This is a genomic window from Nonomuraea sp. NPDC048916, from assembly GCF_040649575.1.
GTDB lineage: Bacteria > Actinomycetota > Actinomycetes > Streptosporangiales > Streptosporangiaceae > Nonomuraea.
Window position 1 is genome coordinate 173,105 of the sequence record NZ_JBEZFS010000005.1, and the last position, 20,885, is coordinate 193,989.

The 20,885-nt window shown below is 71.3% G+C and carries 21 protein-coding genes and 1 tRNA gene; 10 read left to right on the forward strand and 12 right to left on the reverse strand.

Annotation, left to right across the window (positions count from 1 at the left end; all coding sequences use genetic code 11):
• The first annotated feature begins 391 nt into the window (after positions 1-391).
• Entirely contained in the window at positions 392-649 is a 258-nt protein-coding gene (locus AB0C16_RS06615; protein WP_357679906.1) for a hypothetical protein, read from the forward strand.
• A 126-nt stretch (positions 650-775) separates the two neighbouring features.
• Here the strand turns inward: AB0C16_RS06615 and AB0C16_RS06620 are convergent.
• Positions 776-849 (reverse strand) — tRNA-Arg (locus AB0C16_RS06620).
• A gap of 325 nt (positions 850-1,174) precedes the next feature.
• Between AB0C16_RS06620 and AB0C16_RS06625 the strand changes: the two genes are divergently transcribed.
• Both AB0C16_RS06625 and AB0C16_RS06630 read left to right on the forward strand, forming a co-directional pair.
• Complete coding sequence (locus AB0C16_RS06625; RefSeq protein ID WP_357679616.1) at positions 1,175-1,957, forward strand: aminoglycoside phosphotransferase family protein; 783 nt, start codon at positions 1,175-1,177, stop codon at positions 1,955-1,957.
• Positions 1,941-2,870 (forward strand): cobalamin biosynthesis protein, encoded by a 930-nt coding sequence (locus tag AB0C16_RS06630; protein WP_357679618.1) that lies wholly within the window; start codon positions 1,941-1,943, stop codon positions 2,868-2,870. The genes AB0C16_RS06625 and AB0C16_RS06630 overlap by 17 nt, the downstream gene beginning before the upstream one ends.
• Before the next feature lie 193 nt (positions 2,871-3,063).
• Here AB0C16_RS06630 and AB0C16_RS06635 read toward each other — a convergent pair whose 3' ends face one another.
• A complete protein-coding gene (locus AB0C16_RS06635) occupies positions 3,064-5,550 on the reverse strand; it encodes an AAA family ATPase (protein ID WP_357679620.1) in 2,487 nt (828 codons plus the stop codon).
• Between the two features lie 73 nt (positions 5,551-5,623).
• Here AB0C16_RS06635 and AB0C16_RS06640 point away from each other — a divergent pair, with 73 nt between their 5' ends.
• Genes AB0C16_RS06640 through AB0C16_RS06655 form a run of 4 tightly spaced genes read left to right on the forward strand, consistent with a single transcriptional unit; the run spans position 5,624 to position 7,519 of the window.
• Positions 5,624-6,727 carry an MFS transporter gene (locus tag AB0C16_RS06640; RefSeq protein ID WP_357679623.1) on the forward strand — a complete coding sequence of 368 codons (1,104 nt, stop codon included), beginning with the start codon at positions 5,624-5,626 and terminating at the stop codon, positions 6,725-6,727.
• Positions 6,728-6,756: 29 nt separating this feature from the next.
• Positions 6,757-7,113: a GntR family transcriptional regulator gene (locus tag AB0C16_RS06645; protein ID WP_357679625.1), complete on the forward strand. Its 357-nt coding sequence runs from the start codon at positions 6,757-6,759 to the stop codon at positions 7,111-7,113.
• Complete coding sequence (locus tag AB0C16_RS06650) at positions 7,110-7,379, forward strand: ATP-binding cassette domain-containing protein (protein ID WP_357679627.1); 270 nt, start codon at positions 7,110-7,112, stop codon at positions 7,377-7,379. Before AB0C16_RS06645 ends, AB0C16_RS06650 begins: the two co-directional genes overlap by 4 nt.
• Positions 7,380-7,381: 2 nt before the next feature.
• Entirely contained in the window at positions 7,382-7,519 is a 138-nt protein-coding gene (locus AB0C16_RS06655) for a hypothetical protein (RefSeq protein WP_357679630.1), read from the forward strand.
• Between the two features lie 78 nt (positions 7,520-7,597).
• On the opposite strand, the gene AB0C16_RS06660 is transcribed toward AB0C16_RS06655, so the two are convergent.
• Positions 7,598-7,744 carry a hypothetical protein gene (locus AB0C16_RS06660; RefSeq protein WP_357679633.1) on the reverse strand — a complete coding sequence of 49 codons (147 nt, stop codon included), beginning with the start codon at positions 7,742-7,744 and terminating at the stop codon, positions 7,598-7,600.
• Between the two features lie 225 nt (positions 7,745-7,969).
• Complete coding sequence (locus AB0C16_RS06665) at positions 7,970-8,596, reverse strand: hypothetical protein (protein ID WP_357679908.1); 627 nt, start codon at positions 8,594-8,596, stop codon at positions 7,970-7,972.
• Between the two features lie 20 nt (positions 8,597-8,616).
• On the opposite strand from AB0C16_RS06665, the gene AB0C16_RS06670 reads away from it, so the two are divergent.
• Positions 8,617-8,784: a hypothetical protein gene (locus AB0C16_RS06670; protein ID WP_357679636.1), complete on the forward strand. Its 168-nt coding sequence runs from the start codon at positions 8,617-8,619 to the stop codon at positions 8,782-8,784.
• On the opposite strand, the gene AB0C16_RS06675 is transcribed toward AB0C16_RS06670, so the two are convergent.
• On the reverse strand, positions 8,760-10,322 hold the full coding sequence (locus tag AB0C16_RS06675; RefSeq protein WP_357679639.1) for an ABC transporter substrate-binding protein: 1,563 nt from the start codon (positions 10,320-10,322) through the stop codon (positions 8,760-8,762). The genes AB0C16_RS06670 and AB0C16_RS06675 overlap by 25 nt on opposite strands.
• 172 nt (positions 10,323-10,494) lie before the next feature.
• On the opposite strand from AB0C16_RS06675, the gene AB0C16_RS06680 reads away from it, so the two are divergent.
• Both AB0C16_RS06680 and AB0C16_RS06685 read left to right on the forward strand, forming a co-directional pair.
• Positions 10,495-12,393: a nitrate- and nitrite sensing domain-containing protein gene (locus tag AB0C16_RS06680; RefSeq protein ID WP_357679641.1), complete on the forward strand. Its 1,899-nt coding sequence runs from the start codon at positions 10,495-10,497 to the stop codon at positions 12,391-12,393.
• Positions 12,386-12,742 (forward strand): DUF742 domain-containing protein, encoded by a 357-nt coding sequence (locus AB0C16_RS06685; RefSeq protein ID WP_357679644.1) that lies wholly within the window; start codon positions 12,386-12,388, stop codon positions 12,740-12,742. Before AB0C16_RS06680 ends, AB0C16_RS06685 begins: the two co-directional genes overlap by 8 nt.
• An 84-nt stretch (positions 12,743-12,826) precedes the next feature.
• Here the strand turns inward: AB0C16_RS06685 and AB0C16_RS06690 are convergent, their stop codons facing one another.
• Genes AB0C16_RS06690 through AB0C16_RS06720 form a run of 7 tightly spaced genes read right to left on the reverse strand, consistent with a single transcriptional unit; the run spans position 12,827 to position 20,776 of the window.
• A complete protein-coding gene (locus AB0C16_RS06690) occupies positions 12,827-13,693 on the reverse strand; it encodes an ABC transporter ATP-binding protein (RefSeq protein WP_357679910.1) in 867 nt (288 codons plus the stop codon).
• Between the two features lie 2 nt (positions 13,694-13,695).
• Positions 13,696-14,439, reverse strand: coding sequence for an ABC transporter ATP-binding protein (locus AB0C16_RS06695; protein ID WP_357679646.1), 744 nt, complete (start codon positions 14,437-14,439; stop codon positions 13,696-13,698).
• Positions 14,436-15,308: an ABC transporter permease gene (locus tag AB0C16_RS06700; protein ID WP_357679648.1), complete on the reverse strand. Its 873-nt coding sequence runs from the start codon at positions 15,306-15,308 to the stop codon at positions 14,436-14,438. Before AB0C16_RS06700 ends, AB0C16_RS06695 begins: the two co-directional genes overlap by 4 nt.
• A complete protein-coding gene (locus AB0C16_RS06705) occupies positions 15,305-16,321 on the reverse strand; it encodes an ABC transporter permease (protein ID WP_357679651.1) in 1,017 nt (338 codons plus the stop codon). The genes AB0C16_RS06700 and AB0C16_RS06705 overlap by 4 nt, the downstream gene beginning before the upstream one ends.
• 3 nt (positions 16,322-16,324) lie before the next feature.
• Complete coding sequence (locus tag AB0C16_RS06710) at positions 16,325-17,938, reverse strand: ABC transporter substrate-binding protein (RefSeq protein WP_357679653.1); 1,614 nt, start codon at positions 17,936-17,938, stop codon at positions 16,325-16,327.
• Between the two features lie 23 nt (positions 17,939-17,961).
• A complete protein-coding gene (locus tag AB0C16_RS06715; protein ID WP_357679655.1) occupies positions 17,962-19,701 on the reverse strand; it encodes a hydantoinase/oxoprolinase family protein in 1,740 nt (579 codons plus the stop codon).
• Positions 19,694-20,776, reverse strand: a complete 1,083-nt coding sequence (locus tag AB0C16_RS06720) for a DUF917 domain-containing protein (RefSeq protein WP_357679657.1) — start codon at positions 20,774-20,776, stop codon at positions 19,694-19,696. The genes AB0C16_RS06715 and AB0C16_RS06720 overlap by 8 nt, the downstream gene beginning before the upstream one ends.
• Positions 20,777-20,885: the final 109 nt, after the last annotated feature.

The window sequence follows — 20,885 nt, forward strand, 5'->3', positions numbered from 1 at the left end:
GGAGATCCTCAAGCAAGCGGGGCTCGATCCGGCGCCCGAACGGGTCACCACCACCTGGGCCGACTTCCTGCGCTCTCAAGCCGACGCCCTACTGGCCTGCGATTTCATCGAGACCATCACCCTGAACGGACAGCGCCAGTACATCCTGGCGGTGATCGAGCACGCCACCAGGCGTGTCCGGGTGCTCGGCACCATCGCTCACCCGAGCGCGAGCTGGGTCATCCAAGCGATCAGGAATCTGGTGATGGATCTTGACGATGCGGGCTGTCGGGCACGCTTTCTGCTCCGAGACCGAGATGGGAAGTTCCCGGCCCTCATGGACGAGGTCCTCGCCGAGGTCGGCATCAAGATGGTGCTCACCGGTATTCAGATGCCGCGGATGGACTCGATCATGGAGCGGTGGGTGCAGTCCTGCCGCCACGAGCTTCTCGACCGCTGCCTGATCTGGAACGAACGCCATCTTCGGCACGCCCTGCGCGAGTACGAACACTTCTACAACCCGCACCGAGCACATCAAGCCCTGAACCAAGCAGCCCCGCTGCGCACCGTCCCCGATCCGATAACGGATCCAGAGCGAATCATCGATCTGAATGTACGCCGACGAGACCGGCTCGGCGGCGTCCTCCATGAGTACTCACAAGTGGCTTGACCTGCATGGATGGAATTTTCGGCAGGCGCAATGTGCGGGCTGAGGCTGGCACACCGTGGCACACGCCGAGCGTCAACAGGCAGGCGTTACCGCAGGTCAGGCCCAGGTTTTCTCTGGCCAGGTAAGCGCGCCCTGCAGGATTCGAACCTGCGACCGTCGGATTAGAAGTCCGGTGCTCTATCCAGCTGAGCTAAGGGCGCTTGATGGAGTTGTCAGACGTGCGACAAGGCGAGGACCCCGGCACGGAGCCTCGCGCGCACGCTAAGGGTAAAGCATGCGATGCAGGCATGCGCGCATCGCAAACAGGATAGATCACCACAACCCTGACGGCCTACTCGATTCCTCGGTCTGGCCTTGGAGCCCGCCGACCGGCGCCGGACGCCCGTTGTGCGCCTACCGGGGCACATCATTTCACGACCGCCCCTGCGATGCGTCTCCCGGCACCGAGTGGCGCTGCCCACATGGCGTGAGGGATGGCCGAAACGCCAGGCGGGAGCGGTACAAATAGGTCTAAGCTCTCGTCCCATGGTCGCGACGCTCCTGCATGAGATTCCCCTGCAGGGCGGGGACGTGACAGACGGTGTGGTGCGCGTGGGTGACACCGTGCGCCGGCCCGTCAGCCCGTCCACCCCCGCCGTGCACGCCCTGCTCCGCCACCTCGAGGCCGCGGGCTTCGAGGGCGCGCCCCGAGTAGTGGGCATGGACGGGCTCGGGCGCGAGGTCCTCACCTACCTCCCCGGCACGACCGGGCTCAACCGCACGACCGTCACGGACGAGGCGCTGGCGGGGCTGGCCGGGCTGCTGCGCGGCTTCCATGACGCGACCGCGGGGTTCCCGCTCGGGGACGACGGCTGGGAGGACGGGTCGAACGACGACGCCCCGCCCGAGGTCATCGGCCACTGCGATCTGACCCCGGACAACGTCGTGTTCGAGGGCGCGACGCCGCGGGCGTTGATCGACTTTGATCTGGCGCGGCCGACGACGAGGCTGTTCGACGTCGTCACCACGCTCCGGCACTGGGCGCCGATCGCCGATCCCGTGGACCGCCACCCGTTGCAGCGCGAGCTGGACGTGGGCGCGCGGCTGCGGTTGTTCTGCGACGCGTACGGGGTGCCGCCCCGCGAGCGGCGCCGGCTCGTGGAGTTGTCCAGGCTCCGCCTCCACCGGTCCTACACGGTCATGCGCGACCGGGCGGCCACGGGCGGGGGCTGGGCCAGGATGTGGGCCCAGGGCGCGGGCCAGCGCATCCGCCGGGCGTCCGCGTGGCTGGACGTGCACGAAGATGAGCTGCATGCCCATCTGGTCTGATCATCCCCGCGCGCTCGGCATCGCGATGGGCGTGGCGCTCGACGCGCTCGTCGCCGACCCGCGCACCGGGCACCCGGTCGCGCTGTTCGGCCGCGCCGCCTCCAGGGTCGAGGAGTTCCTGTACGGGGACGCGCGGCCGAACGGGGTCGTCCACGTGATCCTCTGCGTGGGCGGCGCGGCCGGGATCGGCCTCGCGGCCGAACGCGTGCCCCATCCCGCCGGGCGTGCCGCGCTGACCGCGGTCGCCACCTGGGCCGTGCTCGGCGGCACCACGCTGGCCCGTGAGGGCGTCTACCTGGCCGGGGCGCTGGAGGCTGGCGATCTCGACCGGGCACGGGCCCGGCTGCCCCACCTGTGCGGGCGCGACCCCGCCCGGCTGGAGGCTGCCGGGATGGCCAGGGCGACGGTCGAGTCGCTGGCCGAGAACACCTCCGACGCCGTCGTGGCGCCCCTCTTCTGGGGTGCGGTGGCGGGCATCCCGGGGCTGCTGGCCTACCGGGCGGTCAACACGCTGGACGCGATGGTCGGGCACCGTTCGGCCCGCTACGAGCGGTTCGGCTGGGCCGCGGCGCGGCTCGACGACGTGGCCAACTACGTTCCGGCCAGGCTCACCGGGCTGCTGGCCGTGCTGGCCGGGCCCGCTCCGCGCCGCGCGCTGGCCGTACTGGTCAGAGACGGTCACCGGCATCCCAGTCCCAACGCGGGACGGTGTGAGGCCGCGTTCGCCGGAGCGCTCGACGTCACGCTGGGCGGCACGAACGTCTACGACGGCCGGACCGAGCACCGCCCGGTCATGGGCGACGGCCCCGCGCCCGAGGTGAGGGACATCCGCCGGGCCGTCCGCCTCACGAGAGCGGTGAGTCTGGCCGCCGCCGCTATCGCGGTGGCCGCGGCCTGGCGGCTACGGCGCTGATCCGGTCAGGCGACGCGGTCGAGGTCGATGATCAGCCGGAGTGCGACCGCGCATCATGGTCGGCGTCGCATTTGCGTCATGGGGGTCGTTAGCCGACGAATTCGGCCTCTCTGGCGGATGTCAGAGAGGCCGATCTAACGGGCGCCAGAGCAGGCCGATCTGACGGGCGCCAGAGAGGCCGAATCAACGGATGTCAGAGCAGGCCGGTCCTGCGGGCCACGGCCGCGGCCTCGACCCGGGAGGCCACGCCGAGCTTGGCGATGATGTTGGAGACGTGCACGCCCGACGTCCTGGCCGAGATGAACAACCGCTCGGCGATCTGCCTGTTGCTCAGCCCCTCGGCCACCAGGCCCAGCACTTCGCGTTCGCGGGAGGAGAGCCCGTGGCCGGGCGTGAGGCTCACCCGGGTGACGGCCGCCGCCGCCTCGACCTCGCGCCGCAGGGGCTCGGCTCCCAGCCGCGCGGCGATGGAGGCGGCCTCGCGCAGCGGCCCGCCGGCCCGGTCCGGGTCCTGCTCGGCCGCGCGCACCAGAGCCCGCCCCAGCGCATACGGCTGACCGACCGCGCGCCAGGCGGCCACCGCGGGCTCCCATGATCCCCCGCACTCCGCCTCGAACGTGGACCGATGGGCCTCCTGCACGCGCCCGATGGTGGAGATCCCGTCGGGCGCCCGCCGGATCCGGCCCGCCTGGGCGGCCACCACGAGCAGCGGCCAGGCGTAGCGGCGGCTGAGCGTCAGGTCGTGCGCCGTCAGCGCGTGGTCGGCCAGCAGCGCGGCGCGCTCCAGGTCGCCTTCGGCCAACGCGATCCCGCCTTCGAGCAGATCGGGTTCGAGGCAGGAGTCGTAGCCGCGCGAACGCCCTCGCATCAGCGGCCTGGCCTGGCGGGCGATGCCGGCCGCCTCCTTCAGCGAGCCTTCGCAGACCGCGACCGTGCCGAGCACGAGCAGCAGCCAGGCGCGGTGGATCGGCGGCGGGTCGAGCGCGAGTGCCGTCTGGACGACCTCGCGGGCCTCCTTCCAGCGACCGAGCGAACAGAGCGGCTCGGCCAGGTTCGCGGCGATGTGCGCGCCGCGCGACCTGGCCATCCCCACGCGCCTGGCCTGTGCCATCCCGCGGCGGGCCACCTCCTCGGCTCGGGCGTGCTCGCCCGCGGCCTCGAGGACGTCGGCCTCGCTGGCGTAGGCGACCAGCCTGGTGTCGTCGTCGGAGGCCGCGGCCCTGGCCTCGGTGAAGAGGGCCGAGGCGGCGTCGAGGTCGCCTTCGAGCGCGGTGAGCGCGGCCAGGGTGACCAGGGACCTGGTGTCGCCGAGGGCGCGGGCCTGGTGGGCGAGCGCGCGAGCCTCGTCGTCCTGGCCGTTCCAGTGCAGGGTGCCGGCCAGCGCGCCGATCGGCCGGGCCTCCCGTGGCGCGAGCCGTACGGCTTCGCGCAGGTCGTTCAGGCTCTCCTCGCCGAGCAGGTCGCGGACGCCCGCCCTCAGTTCCAGCAGGTGCGCGGCCCGCAGGGGGTCGCCGGTCTCGTCGAGCGCGCGGCTCGCGAGCTCCTCGGCACGTTCGGCGTCCCCCGCGTGCAGGGCGTCCCTGGCGGCGAGCTCCAGCACGCCGGCGCGCTCGCCGGCGGGCACCTGGTCCCACAGCTCCAGGACCCGCTCCCACCTGCGTGCCCGCCGGGCCGCGGCGTAGGCGCGCGGCCGGTCCCCCGCCGCGTGCCAGTGGTCGGCGGCCAGATCGGGCCAGGCCTCGGCGCACCGCGCGTGCAACCGCCTGCGCTCGCCCGGCAGCAGGTCGTCGTAGACCGCGTCGCGGATCAGCGCGTGCCTGAACACGTAGCCGTCACCGTCGACGAGCAGCAGCCTGACCCGCACGATCGGCCTGAGCGCCTCGTCCAGCGCCAGGTCGTCGAGGCCGGCCACGGCCCGCAGCACCTCGTGCGGCGTCCGGCGTCCCGCCACGGCGGCGGTCCGCAGCACGTCGAGACTGGTCCGGCCGAGCCGCTCGGCACCGGCCAGCAGCAGCTCGCGCAGCGAGGCGGGCGTGGCCGTGCCCGCGTCGGCCAGCGCCTCCACGAACAACGGGTTGCCCTCGCTACGGGCCACGATCAGCTCCACGTCGGAGCGGCCCAGCATGCGGGCCACCTCCTCGGGGCGAAGCGGCGGCACCCGGAGCGTCTGGGCGCCGGGCAGCCGCAGGGGCTCACGCGAGGTCGCGACGACCAGGACGCCGGGCCGCATCAGGTTGCGCAGGAGGAAGGCGAGCAGATCGCGGCTGGCCTGGTCGGCCCAGTGCAGGTCCTCGAGCACGAGCACGAGGGGCCGCCGCTCGGCCGCCCGCTCGACCAGCAGCAGCACCTCCTCGAACAGCCTCGCCCGGCCCAGCCCGGGCTGCTCGTCCGCCTCGCCGAGCTCCGGCAGCAGCCGCGCCAGTCCCCAGCGCCCGCCGCCCGGCACCAGCTCCGGCCCGTACTCCCTGACCAGGCGGCGCAGCACGGGCACGAAGGGCGCGTAGGCCGTCGAACCGGGATCCGCGCCGCCCTCGGCGACAAGCGCGCCGACCGTCGCGGTGAACTCCGCCACCAGCCGGGACTTGCCGATGCCCGCCTCACCGACGACCAGCATCGCGGCGGGGGTGCGGGCCCAGGCGGCGGCGAGCGCCGCGAGCTCTGTCTCGCGTCCGACGAACACCACCTCATTATGAAGAGGCGGCTACGCATCATGCCCGATGTGGCCGGGTCGTCCCGGCGTGAGGCTGGGCGGCATGCTCACCCGTTCGATGAACCTCATGATGGCCGCCTCGGTCGGCGGAATGCTCGGCTTCTACCTGCTGTTCGCGGCCGTGCCGCTCTACGCCGCCTCGGGCGGCGCGGGCGAGGTCGGCGCGGGGCTGGTCACCGGCGCCATGATGCTCTCCACGGTGCTGGTCGAACCGGCCGTCCCGTGGCTGCTGTCCAGGTTCGGCTATCGCACCGTGATGGCACTCGGCCTGGCGCTGCTGGGCCTGCCCGCCCTGCTGCTGCCCTTCTCCTCCGGCCTTCCCCTGGTGCTCGCGGTCAGCCTGCTGCGCGGCGCCGGGCTCGGTGTCCTCGTGGTCACCGGCACCGCACTGGTCGCCGAGCTGTCGCCCGCCGGGCGCCGCGGCGAGGGCCTCGGCCTGTACGGCGTGGCGGTCGGGCTACCGTCGCTGGCCGGGCTGCCGCTGGGGCTGTGGGCCGGTGACGCGCTCGGTTTCACGCCGGTGTTCGTGGCGGCGGGGCTGGCGCCGCTCGCCGGTCTGGCCGCGGTGGCCGGGCTCCCCTCTGTCAGGCCGTCGCGGGCGGCCGGCGACCGTGTGAGCGGGCTGCGGGGTCTCGCGGGCCCGGCCCTCGTCTTCGCCGCAGTGACGGTGGCCACCGGTGTCCTGGTGACGTTCCTGCCGCTGGCCGTCTCTCCCGCGCAGGCCTCGGCCGCGCTGCTGGCGCAGTCGATCGGCACGCCGGCGGCCCGCTGGTGGGCGGGCAGGTTCGGCGACAGGCACGGCTCGGCCCGGCTGCTCGCGCCGGGTGTCCTGGCGGCCGCCGGAGGAACCGCGCTGCAGGTGTGGGCGGCGGAGCCGGTCGCGTTGATCGCCGGAATGGCGCTGTTCGGGATCGGGTTCGGTGTGCTGCAGAACGCCACGCTGGCGCTGATGTTCGAGCGGGGGCCGGCCGGACGGGTCAGCGCCCTGTGGAACCTGGTCTACGACGCGGGGATGGGCGCCGGGGCGATGGGGTTCGGCCTGGTCGTCGGGCGCACGGGCTTTCCGCTCGGGTTCGGGCTGGTCGCGGTGCTCGTCGTGACCACCCTGCCCTTGACGTGGACACGGAGGCGTTCTATGGTTCGTTAGTGAAGTAATGAACCATAGAAGCAGGTGCCATGTTCGACGACCGGAGCCCCATCTACCGGCAGATCGCGGAGCGGATCAAAGCCGATGTCCTGAGCGAGACGCTGAAGGGCGACGAGCAGGTGATGTCGACCAACCAGTACGCCGCCTTCTACCGGATCAACCCGGCCACCGCGGCCAAGGCGTTCCAGCACCTCGTCGACGAGGGCGTGCTCTACAAGAAGCGAGGTATCGGGATGTTCGTCAGCCCGGACGCCAGAGACGCGCTCAGGGCCGAGCGCAGGCAGTCCTTCTTCTCCGACGTGGTCGACCCGATGGTGAGCGAGGCCAGGACCATCGGCATCCCGCTGGATGACGTCATCCGGCGCATCGAGGAGCTGAAGCCATGAAGATCGAGGTCGAGGATCTGGTGCTGCGCTACGGCGACGTCACGGCGCTCGACCGGCTCAGCTTCACGCTGGAGAGCGAGAAGATCCACGGGCTGCTCGGCAGGAACGGCTCGGGCAAGACGAGCCTGCTGTCGGTGCTGGCCGCCTTCCGCAAGCAGTCCGGGGGCACCGTACGGATCGACGGGCGGCCGGTGTTCGAGAACGGCGCCGAGGCACCTCGGTCACCGGCCCCGTCGCCCACGTCGAGGCGTTCACCACCGGGCTGACCGTGCTCGACCGGCGGCGGCTCGGCCCCACCTCGTCGGCCATGGTGTACGGCGAGCTCGACGACGCCCAGCGCAGGAAGGCCGCGGCGGCCGGCCTGGAGCTCGGCCCATCGGCATGCAGGAACTGTTCATCCACCTGACCGGAGGCTCCCGATGAGGTTCCCCACCCGCCTGGTGACGGCGCTGTCGGTGTTCGGGGCGATGGTCTGGGCGGGCTTCTACGTCCTGGTCGTCGCGATCACGGTGGCCATCGCGACCTTCGGGACGCTCACGCAGAGCGTGTGGGAGCAGGCCACGCAGGCGCCGCTGATCTTCGTCGAGTATCTGACGGAGTTCCTGGCCTGGACGGGCGCCGGGATCCTCATCGCGGCCGCGTTCTACCGCTGGCGGATCGGCGGGCTGCTGCCGTCGATCCCGCTCGCCGAGGGGGCCGTGGGGCGCCGACCTCGGGCTGCCGCTGAGCACCTTCAGACTCTGGCTGGACCTGTCGCCCACACCTGGAGTGGCGATCGGGGCGGGGTTCGTGGCGTTCGTCCTCGGGCTGGCGCTCAGCTGGCCGATCGTCCGCGACGTGCCGCTGCGCAACAAGGTCAGCTAACCCGCTCGACGCCGACGGTGATCTCGTTGCCCAGCTTGTGGTCGCCCAGCAGGCCGAGGTCGTCGCCGCTCCAGAACCTGCCCGGGTCGTACCAGTTGGGGCGGCGGCCGGGGGCCAGCAGGCCCATCGCCTCGTAGGTGACGGCCACGACCTCGGCGCAGTAGGCCCGTTCGAGCGTGTGCTCGCTGATGCGGCGGCGCAGCCGCGGGATCCGGCCGCGGGCCCAGCGCGCCGCCAGCCGCGCGGTGCTGGGGAACGGGGTGCCGTCGAGCCGGGCCACCGTGCGCAGGGCGGCGTCCTCCATCTCGACCGTCGCCTGCGGCTCCAGCTGGCGCAGCCAGGCGCGCTGGCCGTAGCGGTTGGCCCAGACGGTGACCGCGTCGCGCAGGTCGTGCAGCTGGACCCCGCGGTGGTGGTCGCCGGACCAGAGGTCGGGCAGCGACCTGCCGAGCTCGGCGTGCCACATCATCGGCGGCAGGTCCTCGACCACGATCGCCATGCCCACGTGGTTGACCGGGCTGTTGGTCATCGTCTGGATGGCGCGGTCGGGCACCGAGCGCCCGCGGAAGACCCACAGGTCGCCTGTCCTGGTCAGGTTGACGGCCTCGTCGAGAGTCAGCACACCGCTAGCCTAGGCACATGCGCTGGTGGAAGATACTCGGACTGGCCGGGATGGCGGGGGTCGCGGCCACGGGCGTGGCGATCGCGCGGGCCGAACGCCGCCGCCGGGCCTACACCCCCGAGGAGATCAGGCAACGGCTGCGCAGCCGCGTCGAGCAGCCTCAGGCCGAGGGCCGCAGGTCGTAGACGAAGACCACGTCCGGATAGGCCGGGTTGTCGTCGTAGCCCTGGATCCCGCCGAGGAAGGCCCGCTGATAGTTGACCACCCAGGGCAGGGCCACGGCGGCCTTCTGGTCCAGCACCCTGGTCGTGGCCCGGGCGAAGGCGCGCTGCGCGGCGCTCCGGTCGGTCACCGTGAGCTGGGGCAGGGGGTCCAGCAGCTTGTCCGTGGCCGGGTCGTTGAGGTAGGTCAGGTTGAAGACGGTCGGTGACTGACTGTGGAAGACGTTGCCGAACCACGAGTAGCCGTCGGCGTAGTCGGGCCACCAGTACATGAGGAAGATGTCCTGGCCGCGCTTCTTGCCCAGGTCCCACTGTTCGAGCCAGGGCATCGCCCGGGTCTCCAGCGTGACGTTCAGCTCCTTGAGCGTCTCCGTCAGGCTGGTGGCGAGCAGTTCCTGGTCGGTGTCGCCCTCGGCGTAGGTGAGGCTGAGCCGCAGCGGCTGACCGCCGGGTCCGTAGCCGGCCCGTTGCAGCAGCTGGGCCGCGCCCTCCAGATCCTGTCTCGGCACCCGGTCGGTGACGTGCCCGGGCAGGCCCTCCGGGATGACCCCGCTGATCGGCGCCACCGCGCCCTTGAGCGCCTTGACGATGCCCTGGTAGTCGACGGCCTTCTGCACCGCCCGCCGCACCCGGACGTCGGCCATCGGCCCGCTCTCGGTGTTGAACAGCAGCATCGCGGTCTGGAACGACGGCCGTCGTGAGGTCCGCACGCCCGGGTTGACCTCGGCCTTGGCGTACAGGCGCGGGCTGAGCCGGTCCAAGAAGCTGACCTCGCCGCGCAGCAGCAGCCGCCAGGCCCGATCCTCGTCGGGCACGACGCGGAACTTCACCGTGCCGTAGTGCGGGCCCTCCCAGCCTCCCCAGTAGTCCTCGTACGAGGTGAGCGTGAGCTCCTCCTCCTTGCCCTTGGCCCAGGAGGCGATGGTGTAGGGGCCGGTCCCCGCGTCCCTGCCCGCCTTGAACCAGCTGCCCAGGTCGGCGGCGGCCTGGGTGTCGTAGATGTAGGCCGCGTAGCCGGCGGAGGCGACCAGGTCCAGCGGCACCGGATACTTCAGGGTGAACGTCACGGTCAGCGGGTCGTCGGCCCTGATGCCGGACACGGCGTCCCAGATGTAGGCCGCGCCCTCGCCGAGTTTCATCGTGCGCTCGATCGACGCCTTCACCGCCGCCGCGTCGAGCGGCCTGCCGGTGTGGAAGGTCACCCCGGGGCGCAGGGTGAACGTCCAGACCTTGCCGTCGCCGGACGAGCGCCACGCCGTGGCCAGGCGAGGGCCGGCTTTCGTGGTCACCGGGTTCCAGACGGTCAGGGTCTCGTAGACGTTCTGGTGGGCGATGATCTCGTTGGAGTAGGAGGTGGCGGGGTCCCAGTCGGTCATGACGTCGAGGTTCTGCACGATGACGAACGACGACTCCGCCTTCGGCGCCTGCGTGACCTCCGCGGGGGCTGAGCATGCCGCGATGAAGAGCACCAGCGCGGCAACCGCTACGAGACGACCGCGCAACGCATCTCCCTCTGTGACCGGATGTAGGCGAAACCTACTGCAAGATCATGATGGAGTGCTCAAAAGTCCTGAAAAATTAGGACTTCCGGAGATCGAATTGCTATTCTCGTCCCGCTAGCCGAGATCGTCCCGTCCGGGGTTCACGTACAGGGGACCGACCGGAAGAGGTGCCATGGGTCGCAGCCGCACGATCCGTATGAAGATCATCGGTCTACTGCTGGTCCCGCTCGCCTCGATGGTGGTGCTGTGGGGGGTCCTCACCGCTGTCACGGCGGGCGAGAGCTTGGAACTGCGCCAGTACAAGACGCTCTGGACCAACCTTCGCCATCCCGCCTACCAGCTCACCGCCGAACTCCAGCGTGAACGCCTGGCCTCGGTCAAGCTGCTCCGCTCCGATGCCACGACCGGCGAGTCCGCCGTGGCCGCGCAGCGCTCCCGCACCAACGCAGCCGACGAACGGTTCCGGCAGCTCTCCAGCCACTCCATGAACACCTCCGAGGAGATCCGTACGCAGGTGGAGGCGGTGCTCACGCAGCTCAACAGGCTCGACGCGATCAGAGGCGAGATCGACGCCGGCCTGTCCGACCGCCTGCACGCGATCGAGGCGTACAACGGCATCACCAACGCGCTGTTCAGCCTGCACCGGCACGTCGCGTTCATCGACGACATCCCGATCTACGAGCAGTCGCGCGTCGTGATCGACGTCAGCTACGCCAGGGAACTGCTCACCAGGGAGCAGGCCCTCGCCGCCGGGCCCACCACGGACGTCGAACGCCGCCTGTTCACCCAGCTGGTCGGCAACCGCCGCTTCCTCGTCGACCAGGCGCTGACCGAGCTCGACCCCGGCCTGCGCAACACCCAGGTCTCGATCATCACCTCGCCCGCCTACCAGCGGATGCGGGTGATGGAGGACCAGATCAGCGCGGGCGGCACCCCGCGGGCCTGGCTCAGCACGACCGAGGAGCTCAGCAAGGCGTTCCAGGACGCCCAGATGCAGACCAGCGCGCTGCTGTCCGAGCGGGCCGAGCCGGTGGCCGACTCGGTGCTCACGCGCGCCTTCGTGCTGGCCGGGACCTGTTTCGTGCTGGTGATCGTGTCGATCGTGTTCTCGCTGCGGATGGGCTCCCGCCTGTCGAAGGAGCTGGGCGCGCTCCGGCTGGCCGCGCTCGAGGTGGCCCAGGAACGGCTGCCGCAGGTCGTGGAGAAGCTGCGCAAGGGCGAGACCGTCGAGGTGCCCGAGCTGTCGGTGACCAGCACCACCGCCGAGATCGCCGACGTGGGCCAGGCCTTCTCCACCGTCCAGCAGACCGCCGTCGAGGCCGCCGTCGGCCAGGCGCAGCTGCGCGACGGCGTCGGCCACGTCTTCCGCAACCTGGCCAGGCGCAGCCAGACGCTGCTGCACCGCCAGCGCATCCAGCTCGAGGGGATGCAGCACCGGGCCACCGACCCGCACGCCCTCGACGACCTGTTCCGCCTCGACCACCTGACCACCCGGATGCGCCGCCACGCCGAGGGCCTGATCATCCTGTCCGGCGCCACCCCCGGCCGCGGCTGGAGCAAGCCCGTCTCGCTGCTCGACGTGGCGCGCGGCGCGACCGCCGAGGTCGAGGACTACCAGCGGGTCGTCATCGAACCGATGCCCGGCCACGGTTTGGCCGGACCGGTCGTAGGTGACATGATCCATCTGATCGCCGAGCTCATCGAGAACGCCACCGTCTACTCGCCGCCGCACACCACGGTTCACGTGCGCGGCGAGGTGGCGGCCCGCGGCTTCGCCTTCGAGGTGGAGGACCGCGGGCTCGGGATGAGCTCTGAGGAGCTGGCCGACTTCAACGAGCGGCTGGCCAGCCCTCCGGAGTTCGACCTGGCCGACAGTGACCGGCTCGGCCTTTTCGTCGTCTCCCGCCTGGCCGCCAGGCATGACATCCGCGTAACGTTGCGCGGTTCACCATATGGAGGGACCACCGCCATCGTGCTGATCCCGGCAGAACACGTGAGCGCTCCGCCTGCCGAGCCGACGGAGCCCGCCAAGGATCCCGTCCGTCCCATGCGGGTGGTGCAGGGTGAGTGACGAGCGCTGGCTGGACGAGGCCGCCGGGCCGATCGTCCCCGCCTACCTGCTGACCAAGGGCCGCACCGTCCCCGCGAGCGAGTCGATCGACCTCATCGCGGTGATCATCACGTCCGGCGGGCTCACCCCGCCGGTCGGCCTCGGCCCCGAACACCTGATCATCCTTCAGAAGTGCACGAGACCGACCCGGCTGGTCGATGTGGCGGCCGAGCTCAACCTGCCCATCGGCGTGGTCCGCGTGCTGGTCGGCGATCTGCACGCGCAGCAGCTCGTCCAGGTCGAGCTGCCGCCTCCCGCGCCCGACGCCACCGTGCTGCTCGAGGTGATCAACGGGCTGAAGGCGCTCTGAGCGCCGCTCGGCCGCCCGGCACGTCTCCCGGTTCCCTGAACGCCGCTCGGCCGACCAGTACGGTCACCCGTTCCTGAACACCACTCAGCCGTCCAGTACGTCCTCCGCGCGGTGGCAGGCCACCTGACGGCCCGCCACCTCCCGGAGGGCGGGCGCCTGCTCGCAGGCCGTCACCGTCAGCGGGCAGCGCAGCCGGAACGCGCAGCCCGTCTCCGCCGGCCTGGCCTCCGTCCGGCCCGTGGCCACGGGCGGCTGCCCACCCAGTTTCGGCACGGCGTCGCGGAGCGCGAGCGTGTAGGGGTGGGCCGGCCGGCCGAGCAGCTCGGCCGTGGGCCCGGTCTCGACGACGCGGCCCGCGAACAGGACATGCGAGGTGCGGCAGAGCCGGCCGACCACGGCCAGGTTGTGCGTGATGAGCAGGCGTTCGGTGTCCAGAGCGGCGAGCAGGTCGAGGATCCGGGCCTGGACGGTCACGTCGAGCGCGCTGGTGGGCTCGTCCAGGATGAGCAGCCTCGGGCCCACCGCGAGCGCCCTGGCGATCACCACGCGCTGGCGCTGGCCCCCGGACAGCTGGTGGGGCCTGCGCTGGGCCAGTTCGGGGGCCAGGCCGACCTGGCGGAGCAGCTCGGGCACCCGGTGCCGCTCCGCTCTGGGCAGGGCCTCGGCGACCGAGCTACCGACGCGCATCCTGGGGTCGAGGGCCTCGGCCTGGAAGACGGGCTGGACGTCTTTGCGGAAGCGCCTCTGGTCAGCTTTTTTCAGCGTTTGGTCGCCGTACCAGATATTTCCGGATAGGGGGGTCAGGAGGCCGAGGAAGGCGCGCGCCAGCGTGGTCTTTCCCGAGCCGCTCTCACCGATCAGCCCGACGCCGCCCTCGGTGATGTCGAGGCTGACGTCGTGGACCACCGGCGTCCTGCCGTAGCCGAGCGTCACGCCCTCCGCCCTGAGCATCGTCACGGCAGCGCCTCCAGCAGCTCGCGGGTGTAGGGATGGGACGGCTCCGCGAGCACCACGGCCGCCGGACCGGCCTCCACGACCTCGCCGTCCTTCATGACCAGCACCCGGTCGGCGATCGTGGACACGAGCGCCAGGTCGTGGGAGACGAGCAGCAGGGCCAGCCCGCGCTCCTCCCGCAGCCGCCGCAGCACGCCCACCACCTCGGCCTGCACGGTCACGTCAAGGGCGCTGGTGGGCTCGTCCGCCAGGATCACCCCGGCGCCGAGCGCGATGGCCAGCGCGATGGCGAACCGCTGCGCCTGCCCGCCGGAGATCTCGTGCGGATAGCGGCGCAGGATCCGGGGATCCAACATGACCGCCTCCACGGCCTCCCGCATGACCCGGTCGATCCCGTCGCCGCCGACGCCGTGGAGCCTGAGCGCGCGGCGCATCAGCGTGCCAAGGCGGGTCGCCGGGCTGAGGGCGGCCTGGGGAGACTGCATGACCAGGGCGACCCGGGCGCCGCGGATCTCGCGCAGCCGACGCGGGGCGGCCTGGAGCACGTCGACGCCGCAGACCCGGACATGTCCCGAGACGTGGGCGCCCTCGGTGAGGCCCAGCAGCGACAGCAGCGTGGTCGACTTGCCCGAGCCGCTCTCCCCCACGATCGCCACGCACTCCCCCTCGCGCACGTCCAGCTCGGGGACCCGGGCGACCGTCCGCTCGCCGTACCTCACCTGGAGGTCCCGCACCTCGATCACGACCGTGCCCCCGCACTTCTGGGGTCCAGGGCGTTGCGCAGGCCCTCGCCCAGCACGTTGAACGCGAACGCCGTCACCAGGATGGCCAGGCCCGGGAAGGTGACGGCCCACCAGTTCGTGGTGAACAGCGTCTGACTCTGCTCCACCATCAGCCCCCACTCCGCCGTCGGCTCCTGCGCTCCCAGCCCCAGGTACGACAGTGCCGCCGCGGTGAGGATGACACCGCCGGCGTCCAGCGACATCTGGACCAGCACGGGGGTGAGGGAGTTGGGGAGCACGTGCCTGAGGATGATCAGGGGCGCGGGCACGCCCAGGCAGCGGGCCGCGTCCACGTAACCGCGCGTGGCGATCGAGGCGGCCATGGACGCGGCCAGCCGGGCGTACCAGGGCCACCAGGTGACCGCGATGGCCACGATGACGGTGGTGACGCTCGGCTGGAGCACCACGGCCAGCGCCAGGGAGAGCAGCAGCGCCGGGAACGCCAGGAACACGTCCGTGATCCTCATGATCACGTCCCGGATCCAGCCGCCGGCGTACCCGGCGACGACCCCCAGCGTGACGCCGACGCCCGCCGACAGCGCCAGCACCGCCACGGCGATGAACAGCGAGGTCCGGCCGCCGTGCATGACCCTGGTGAGCAGGTCGCGGCCCAGGCTGTCGGTCCCGAACCAATGCTCGGCGCTCGGCGGCGTCAGCCCGAGGACCGGATCCAGCCGGTCGGCGGGATAGGGGGCGAGCCACGGCGCGAGAACGGCGGCCAGCGTGATCAGCACGATGAGCACCGCGCCGAGCAGCGCCAGCCGGTCGGTGATCCTCGGCAGCGTACGGCGCAGCGGCACGTCCAGCGCCGGCGCGCCCGCCCCCCTCACCGGGTCCTCGCTCTCGGGTCCACCACGCCCTGCAGGATGTCGACCACCAGGTTGGCCAGCACGTACATCATGGCGACGACCAGGGTGACGCCCGCGATCGCCGGCGTGTCCAGGTGCCGGATCGACTCCACGGCGTACCTGCCGAGCCCCGGCCAGTTGAACACCGCCTCCACCAGGAACCCGTTGACGATCGCGTACGCGAAGACCAAGGCGATCAGCGACAGCACCGGGCTCAGGGCGGGCCGCAGGGCGAACCTGGTCAGGATCGACGTCTCGCCGAAGCCGAGGGCGCGCTCCAGCCGGGTGTGGTCCTGGCCGGCCTCCTCGATCAGCGCGGCCCTGGTCATCTGCGCGATCACGCCCGTGGGGTAGGCGGCGACGACCAGCGTGGGCAGCACCAGGTGTTCGAGGGTGCTGGTGAAGATGGGCCAGTTGCCGGTGATGAGCGCGTCCACGACGGTGATGTTGGTCCACAGGGTGAGCGGGCTCGTGGTGTCGAGGGCGCGGTCGTACTCCCCGGCGACGGGAAACCAGTCGAGGTGGCTGGCGAACACCGTCTGCAGGGCCAGGGCCAGCCAGAACACCGGGACGGAGACGGCCAGCATGCTGGTGATCCGTACCCCGAAGTCCGGAAATTTCGTCTTATAGCGGGCGGCGAGCACTCCGACCGGGATGCCCACCACGATCGCGAGGAGCAGGGCCGCGCCGACCAGCTCCAGAGAGGCCGGGAACGCCAGGAACAGGTCGTCCCGGACCGGCTGCCGGGTCCGCAGGCTGGTGCCCCAGTCGCCGGTCACGAGGTCACGGGCGTAGTTCCAGAGCTGCACCGGCAGCGAGGCGTCCAGCCCGAACCTCTCCCGCGCCGCGGCGAGCTGCTCGGGCGTGGCCTTCGGACCGGCGAAGGCCACCGCCGGATCGCCCGGCACCATCCGCATGATGACGAACGTGAGCACGACCACGCCGGCCACGACCAGGAGCGCCTGGCCGAGCCGGCGGGTCAGGTAGGGCAGCATCGGTCAGCTGGCGGACGCGAGGTCGTAGAAGAAGACCACGTTCGGATAGGCCGGGTTGTCGGTGTAGCCCTCCACGTTCGCCGACAGCGCGCGCTGGTAGGTCTGCACGTACGGCACCGCCACCGCGACCTCGTCGTCGATGATCTTCTTTTGCAGGTCGGTGTACGCCTGGGTGGCGGCCAGCGGGTCGGTGGCCGAGAGCTCCGGCAGCGCGTCGATGGCCTTGTCGATCCCCGCGTCCTTCAGGTAGGAGAGGTTGAACTGCGGCTTGTCCGCGCTCCTGAAGACGTTGAAGAACCACGAGTAGGCGTCGGCGTAGTCCGGATACCAGTACATGACGAACACGTCCTGGCCCTGCTTCTTACCGAGGTCCCACTGCGCGTTCCAGGCCATCGGCTTGGCCTGCAGGGTCACGTTGAGCTGCTTGAGCGTCGTGCTGAGCAGCGTCACCAGCAGCTTCTGGTCCTCGTCGCCCTGGGCGTAGGTGAGCGTCAGCTTGAGCTCCTTGAAGTCCGGCCCGTAGCCCGCCTCGGCGAGCAGCTCCTGCGCCTTGGGCAGGTCCTGCTTGGGCTCCAGGCCCGAGGAGTGGCCGAGCAGCCCCTGCGGCACCAGGCCGGAGCCCTTCTGCCCGGCGCCCTTGAGCGCCGCCGTCAGGCCGTCGTAGTCGATCGCGAGCTGGAGCGCCTGCCGCACCCTGACGTCCTTGGCCGGGCCGGTCGCGGTGTTGAAGAGCATGAGCAGGTTCTGGAAGGACGGCCGCTGCGAGGTCCGCACGCCCTCGGTCATGCCGGCCTGCTCGAACAGCTGCGGGTTGAGCCGCTGGACGAAGTTCACCTCGCCCTTCTGCAGCAGCTGCCAGGCCGTGGTGATCTCCGGAGTGACCCGGAAGGCGACCTTCTTGTACTGCTCGGGCTTCCAGCCGCCCCAGTAGTCCTCGTACGCCTTCAGCGTGAGCTCGGTCTCCTTGCCCTTCTGCCAGCTGTCGATGGTGTACGGGCCGGTGCCGGCGTCGATCTTGCCCTTCTCCAGCTCGTCCGCGACGGCGGTGTCGTAGATGTAGGCCGCGTAGCCGGAGGAGGCGACCAGGTCGAGCGGGACGGCGTACTTGAGGGTGAACTTCAGGGTCGAGGCGTCGAGCGCGTCGATCTTGTCGACCGCGCCCCAGATGTAGGCGGCGCCCGCGTTCATCTTCATCGTGCGCTCGATGGCCTTCTTGGCCGCTTCGGCGTCGAGCGTCGCGCCGGTGTGGAACTTCACCCCCTCGCGCAGCTTGAACGTCCACTCCTTGCCGCCGGCGGCCGACGACCACTCGGTGGCCAGGCGCGGCTCGGGCTTCTGCGACTCGGCGTTATACCTGGTCAGGCCCTCGTAGATGTTGGACATGGCGACGATCTCGTTGGAGTACGAGCTCGCCGGGTCCCAGTCGGTCACGACGTCGAGGTTCGGGGCGTAGACGAACGTGGCGTCGTTGGCCTGCGCGGCCGCGGACTGCTTGGTGCTGCCGCTCGGCTGGGGTGTGCCGCCGGCGCCGCGGACCTGGCCGCCCGCGCACGCGGACGCTGCCAGAACCATGGCCCCGGTCACTCCGGCTACGAGCAGACGCTTGTGCCAGCGCATGGTGGGGGGATCCTTTCGATTCGTCACCGGGCGAGAGGTCCGGCGGCTTTGACGTGTACCCGCACGGCGGGCTCCGAGAGGTAGCTCAGCGGCACCTCGAGCAGATCGACGATCTCGACCTGCGCGGGGTCCGCGCCCGCGGCCACGGCCCGGGCCGCCGCCTCCTCCTTGACCCTTTCGATCGCCTTCGACCGGCTTTCGCCCGCAGGCAAGATCGTATCGATTCTGCCGCTCGCCAGGGCGATCGCGGCCCCTACGGCGTTGGCCACCTCGGCGTGCTCGGGCCGGATGACGCGGCTCACACCGGAGATCTCCGCGGGCAGTAGGAAGGCCCCGCCTCCCACCGCCACCAGCGGCCGGTCGGCCCGGCGCAGGGCCATGCGGTCCACCGCGTCGACGACCATCCCGTCGGCGATCGCGATGCCTCTTTCCACAGTGTCTCTGAATATTTCCGATATGTCGGATATCTGGCTAGTCGAGGGATCTTCGCGGATGGCCGCCCGCAGGCGCTCGCGCCAGCCGGTCGTGCCGGGCGGGATACGGCCGGCGGCCACGGCCGCGTCCGTCATCGTGATCGTCGTCCCGCCGAAGACCAGCGCCTCCTCGGAGATCCGGTAGCCCACCGAGTCAGGACCGACGCCGTCGCTCCTCACCACGGTGCCGCCTCCCAGGGCGATGGCCAGGATGTCCGGCATGCGGAAGTTGGTCAGCACGCCGCCGATCTCCACCGCCGCCGCCGACTCCCTGGGGAACCCGCCGACCAGCACGCCCAGATCGGTGGACGTCCCGCCGACGTCGGCCACGATCGCGTCGCCCACACCGGACAGGAACGCCGCCCCGCGCAGCGAGTTGGCCGGACCGGAGCCGATCGTCGACACCGGCAGCCGCGCCGCGTGCTCCACCGTCATCAGCGTGCCGTCGTTCTGCGCCAGGTACGGGCGCGCCGCCAGCCCGCGTTCGGCCAGCGCGGCCACCAGGGCCTCGGTGACATGGGCGGCCACGCCGTACAGGGCCGCGTTGAGCACCGTCGCGTTCTCGCGCTCCAGCAGGCCGAGCGAGCCGATCTCGTGGCTCATCGACACGGGCAGCCCGTACTCCTGCCTGACCAGTTCCTCGACCGCGCGCTCGTGCTCCGCGCTCGCCGGGCTGAACACACCGGTGACCGCGACCGCGTCCGCCTCCACGGTGTCCAGGAACCGGCGGACCGCGCCCAGGTCGAGCGGGGCGATCTCGCGGCCGTCGACGTAGTGGCCGCCGGGGACGATCGCCTCCCCCGCCGACACCGCCTTGCGCAGGTCACCGGGCCAGTCGCAGAGCGGCGGCACCGCCGTGGTGGCGGGGGCGCCGAGCCTCAGCACGGCCACCCGGCCCAGGTTGCGCCGCTCCAGGATCGCGTTGGTCGCGTGCGTGGTGCCCAGCATGACCCGCGAAACGCGCCCCCACCCTCCCTGTGCGGACGCGAGCGCACCTGAGGTGTCCCGTGCGGACATGAGCGGATCCGAACCCGTCCGTCCAGACGCGAGCGGGTCCGACCCGAGCCGTCCAGACGCGAGCGAATCCGAACCCGTCCGTCCGGAAGCCGTCGGGCTCGATCCGGGCAGTTGCGCCAGCACGGCGTCGAGGGCGGCCCGCAGCCCTTCGGTCACATCCGGGGTCGTCGGCCGCTTGGCCTTGGCCACGACCCGGTCGGAGGCGTCGAGGACCACCGCGTCGGTGTTCGTGCCGCCGACGTCGATCCCGATGCGCAGCGCGCCCTCAGCCACCGGAGTCCTCCTTCGCCAGTTCCTCGATCGGCACGTAGTCCATGTCGTAGCCGAACGCCCTCGGCCCCGCCGTGTCGAGGCCCTTCGGCGTGCGCCAGAGCGGGTCGCAGGGCCAGGCGAGCACCGTGACGCGCTGGCCGTACCTGAGGCCCTCGGTCGGGATGGCGGCGGCCGTCTCGGTGTCGACCACCGTGATCAGGTCCGGCACCATGGCCTTGACCTGGCCGTCCTCGACGGCGACGAGGTTCTCGTTCTGGAGTTCCAGGGTGAGGGTGCGGTCGCGGTCGTCGCCGGTGCCGTCGATCGTGGCCGTGCCCCTGACGAACCCGCCGGCGGTGCGCCGTTCCACGTCGGTCAGCTTGCCGGTGATCAGCCTGACCGCGCCGAGTTCGCCACGCAGCGCGCGCAGCGGCTCCGCCGTGCCCTCCGTGGATCTGCCGATGGCGATCGCGCGGGTGACCGTGCCCTCGATGACCGCGCCGCGCGCCCGGGCGGCGGTGAGCACGTAGTCGGCCATGAGCGCGTGCGAGCCCGCCGCCACGCAGACGGCGCGTGCCAGTCGCTCCGACCAGAGGCCATCGATGGGGCGAATCGTCACGACATTCCCCACGATGTCCGACATGATGACGAGGTCGGCAGGCAGCCCCGCCACGTACATCGACACCATCTGCACCTCGGGGAAGGCCCGCCCCATGCCGTCGGCGTCCAGCAACGGCAGCCCGAGCTGCGCGGCCCAGGCGACGGGCGCGACGCCGTTCGAACCGCCGATCTCCGACGACATGACCGCGCTCGGCGGCCGGCCGAAGATCCGTTCGATCTCCTCGGCGATCCGCCTGGGCTCGTCCTCACCGTGGATCATCTCCTGACTGACGGTCGGCGCGCCGATGCCGGACAGCGGCACCACCAGCGCGTCGTCGGGTAGATCCGCCAGCGCGACGAGCGGCACCTCCCCGTATGCCTGGATCGCGCGCTTCGCCGCCAGCGCCCCGGTACGTACGTCTCCTCCGCCGCCGGTGCCCAGCACGGCACACCCTCGGGCGAGCGCCGGAATGTCATCCACCTCAATGCTGCTCATATGGCGACACAACCAAGCACAAACCAACTCATTGCGCCAGTCGGGCAATCGTGGGTGTAGCCGACTTATGCCCGTGAACTCCCGTTTCTCCGTCTGGCATGACCGCCGG

What these genes read in the sequence shown, in the direction of transcription:
- AB0C16_RS06615 (WP_357679906.1), top strand. Translation starts at nt 392, where the DNA reads ATGGAGCGGTGGGTGCAGTCCTGCCGCCACGAGCTTCTCGACCGCTGC.
- AB0C16_RS06625 (WP_357679616.1), top strand. Translation starts at nt 1,175, where the DNA reads ATGGTCGCGACGCTCCTGCATGAGATTCCCCTGCAGGGCGGGGACGTG.
- AB0C16_RS06630 (WP_357679618.1), top strand. Translation starts at nt 1,941, where the DNA reads ATGCCCATCTGGTCTGATCATCCCCGCGCGCTCGGCATCGCGATGGGC.
- AB0C16_RS06640 (WP_357679623.1), top strand. Translation starts at nt 5,624, where the DNA reads ATGCTCACCCGTTCGATGAACCTCATGATGGCCGCCTCGGTCGGCGGA.
- AB0C16_RS06645 (WP_357679625.1), top strand. Translation starts at nt 6,757, where the DNA reads ATGTTCGACGACCGGAGCCCCATCTACCGGCAGATCGCGGAGCGGATC.
- AB0C16_RS06650 (WP_357679627.1), top strand. Translation starts at nt 7,110, where the DNA reads ATGAAGATCGAGGTCGAGGATCTGGTGCTGCGCTACGGCGACGTCACG.
- AB0C16_RS06660 (WP_357679633.1), bottom strand. Translation starts at nt 7,744, where the DNA reads ATGAGGATCCCGGCGCCCGTCCAGGCCAGGAACTCCGTCAGATACTCG.
- AB0C16_RS06670 (WP_357679636.1), top strand. Translation starts at nt 8,617, where the DNA reads ATGCGCTGGTGGAAGATACTCGGACTGGCCGGGATGGCGGGGGTCGCG.
- AB0C16_RS06680 (WP_357679641.1), top strand. Translation starts at nt 10,495, where the DNA reads ATGGGTCGCAGCCGCACGATCCGTATGAAGATCATCGGTCTACTGCTG.
- AB0C16_RS06690 (WP_357679910.1), bottom strand. Translation starts at nt 13,693, where the DNA reads ATGCTCAGGGCGGAGGGCGTGACGCTCGGCTACGGCAGGACGCCGGTG.
- AB0C16_RS06705 (WP_357679651.1), bottom strand. Translation starts at nt 16,321, where the DNA reads ATGCTGCCCTACCTGACCCGCCGGCTCGGCCAGGCGCTCCTGGTCGTG.
- AB0C16_RS06710 (WP_357679653.1), bottom strand. Translation starts at nt 17,938, where the DNA reads ATGCGCTGGCACAAGCGTCTGCTCGTAGCCGGAGTGACCGGGGCCATG.
- AB0C16_RS06720 (WP_357679657.1), bottom strand. Translation starts at nt 20,776, where the DNA reads ATGAGCAGCATTGAGGTGGATGACATTCCGGCGCTCGCCCGAGGGTGT.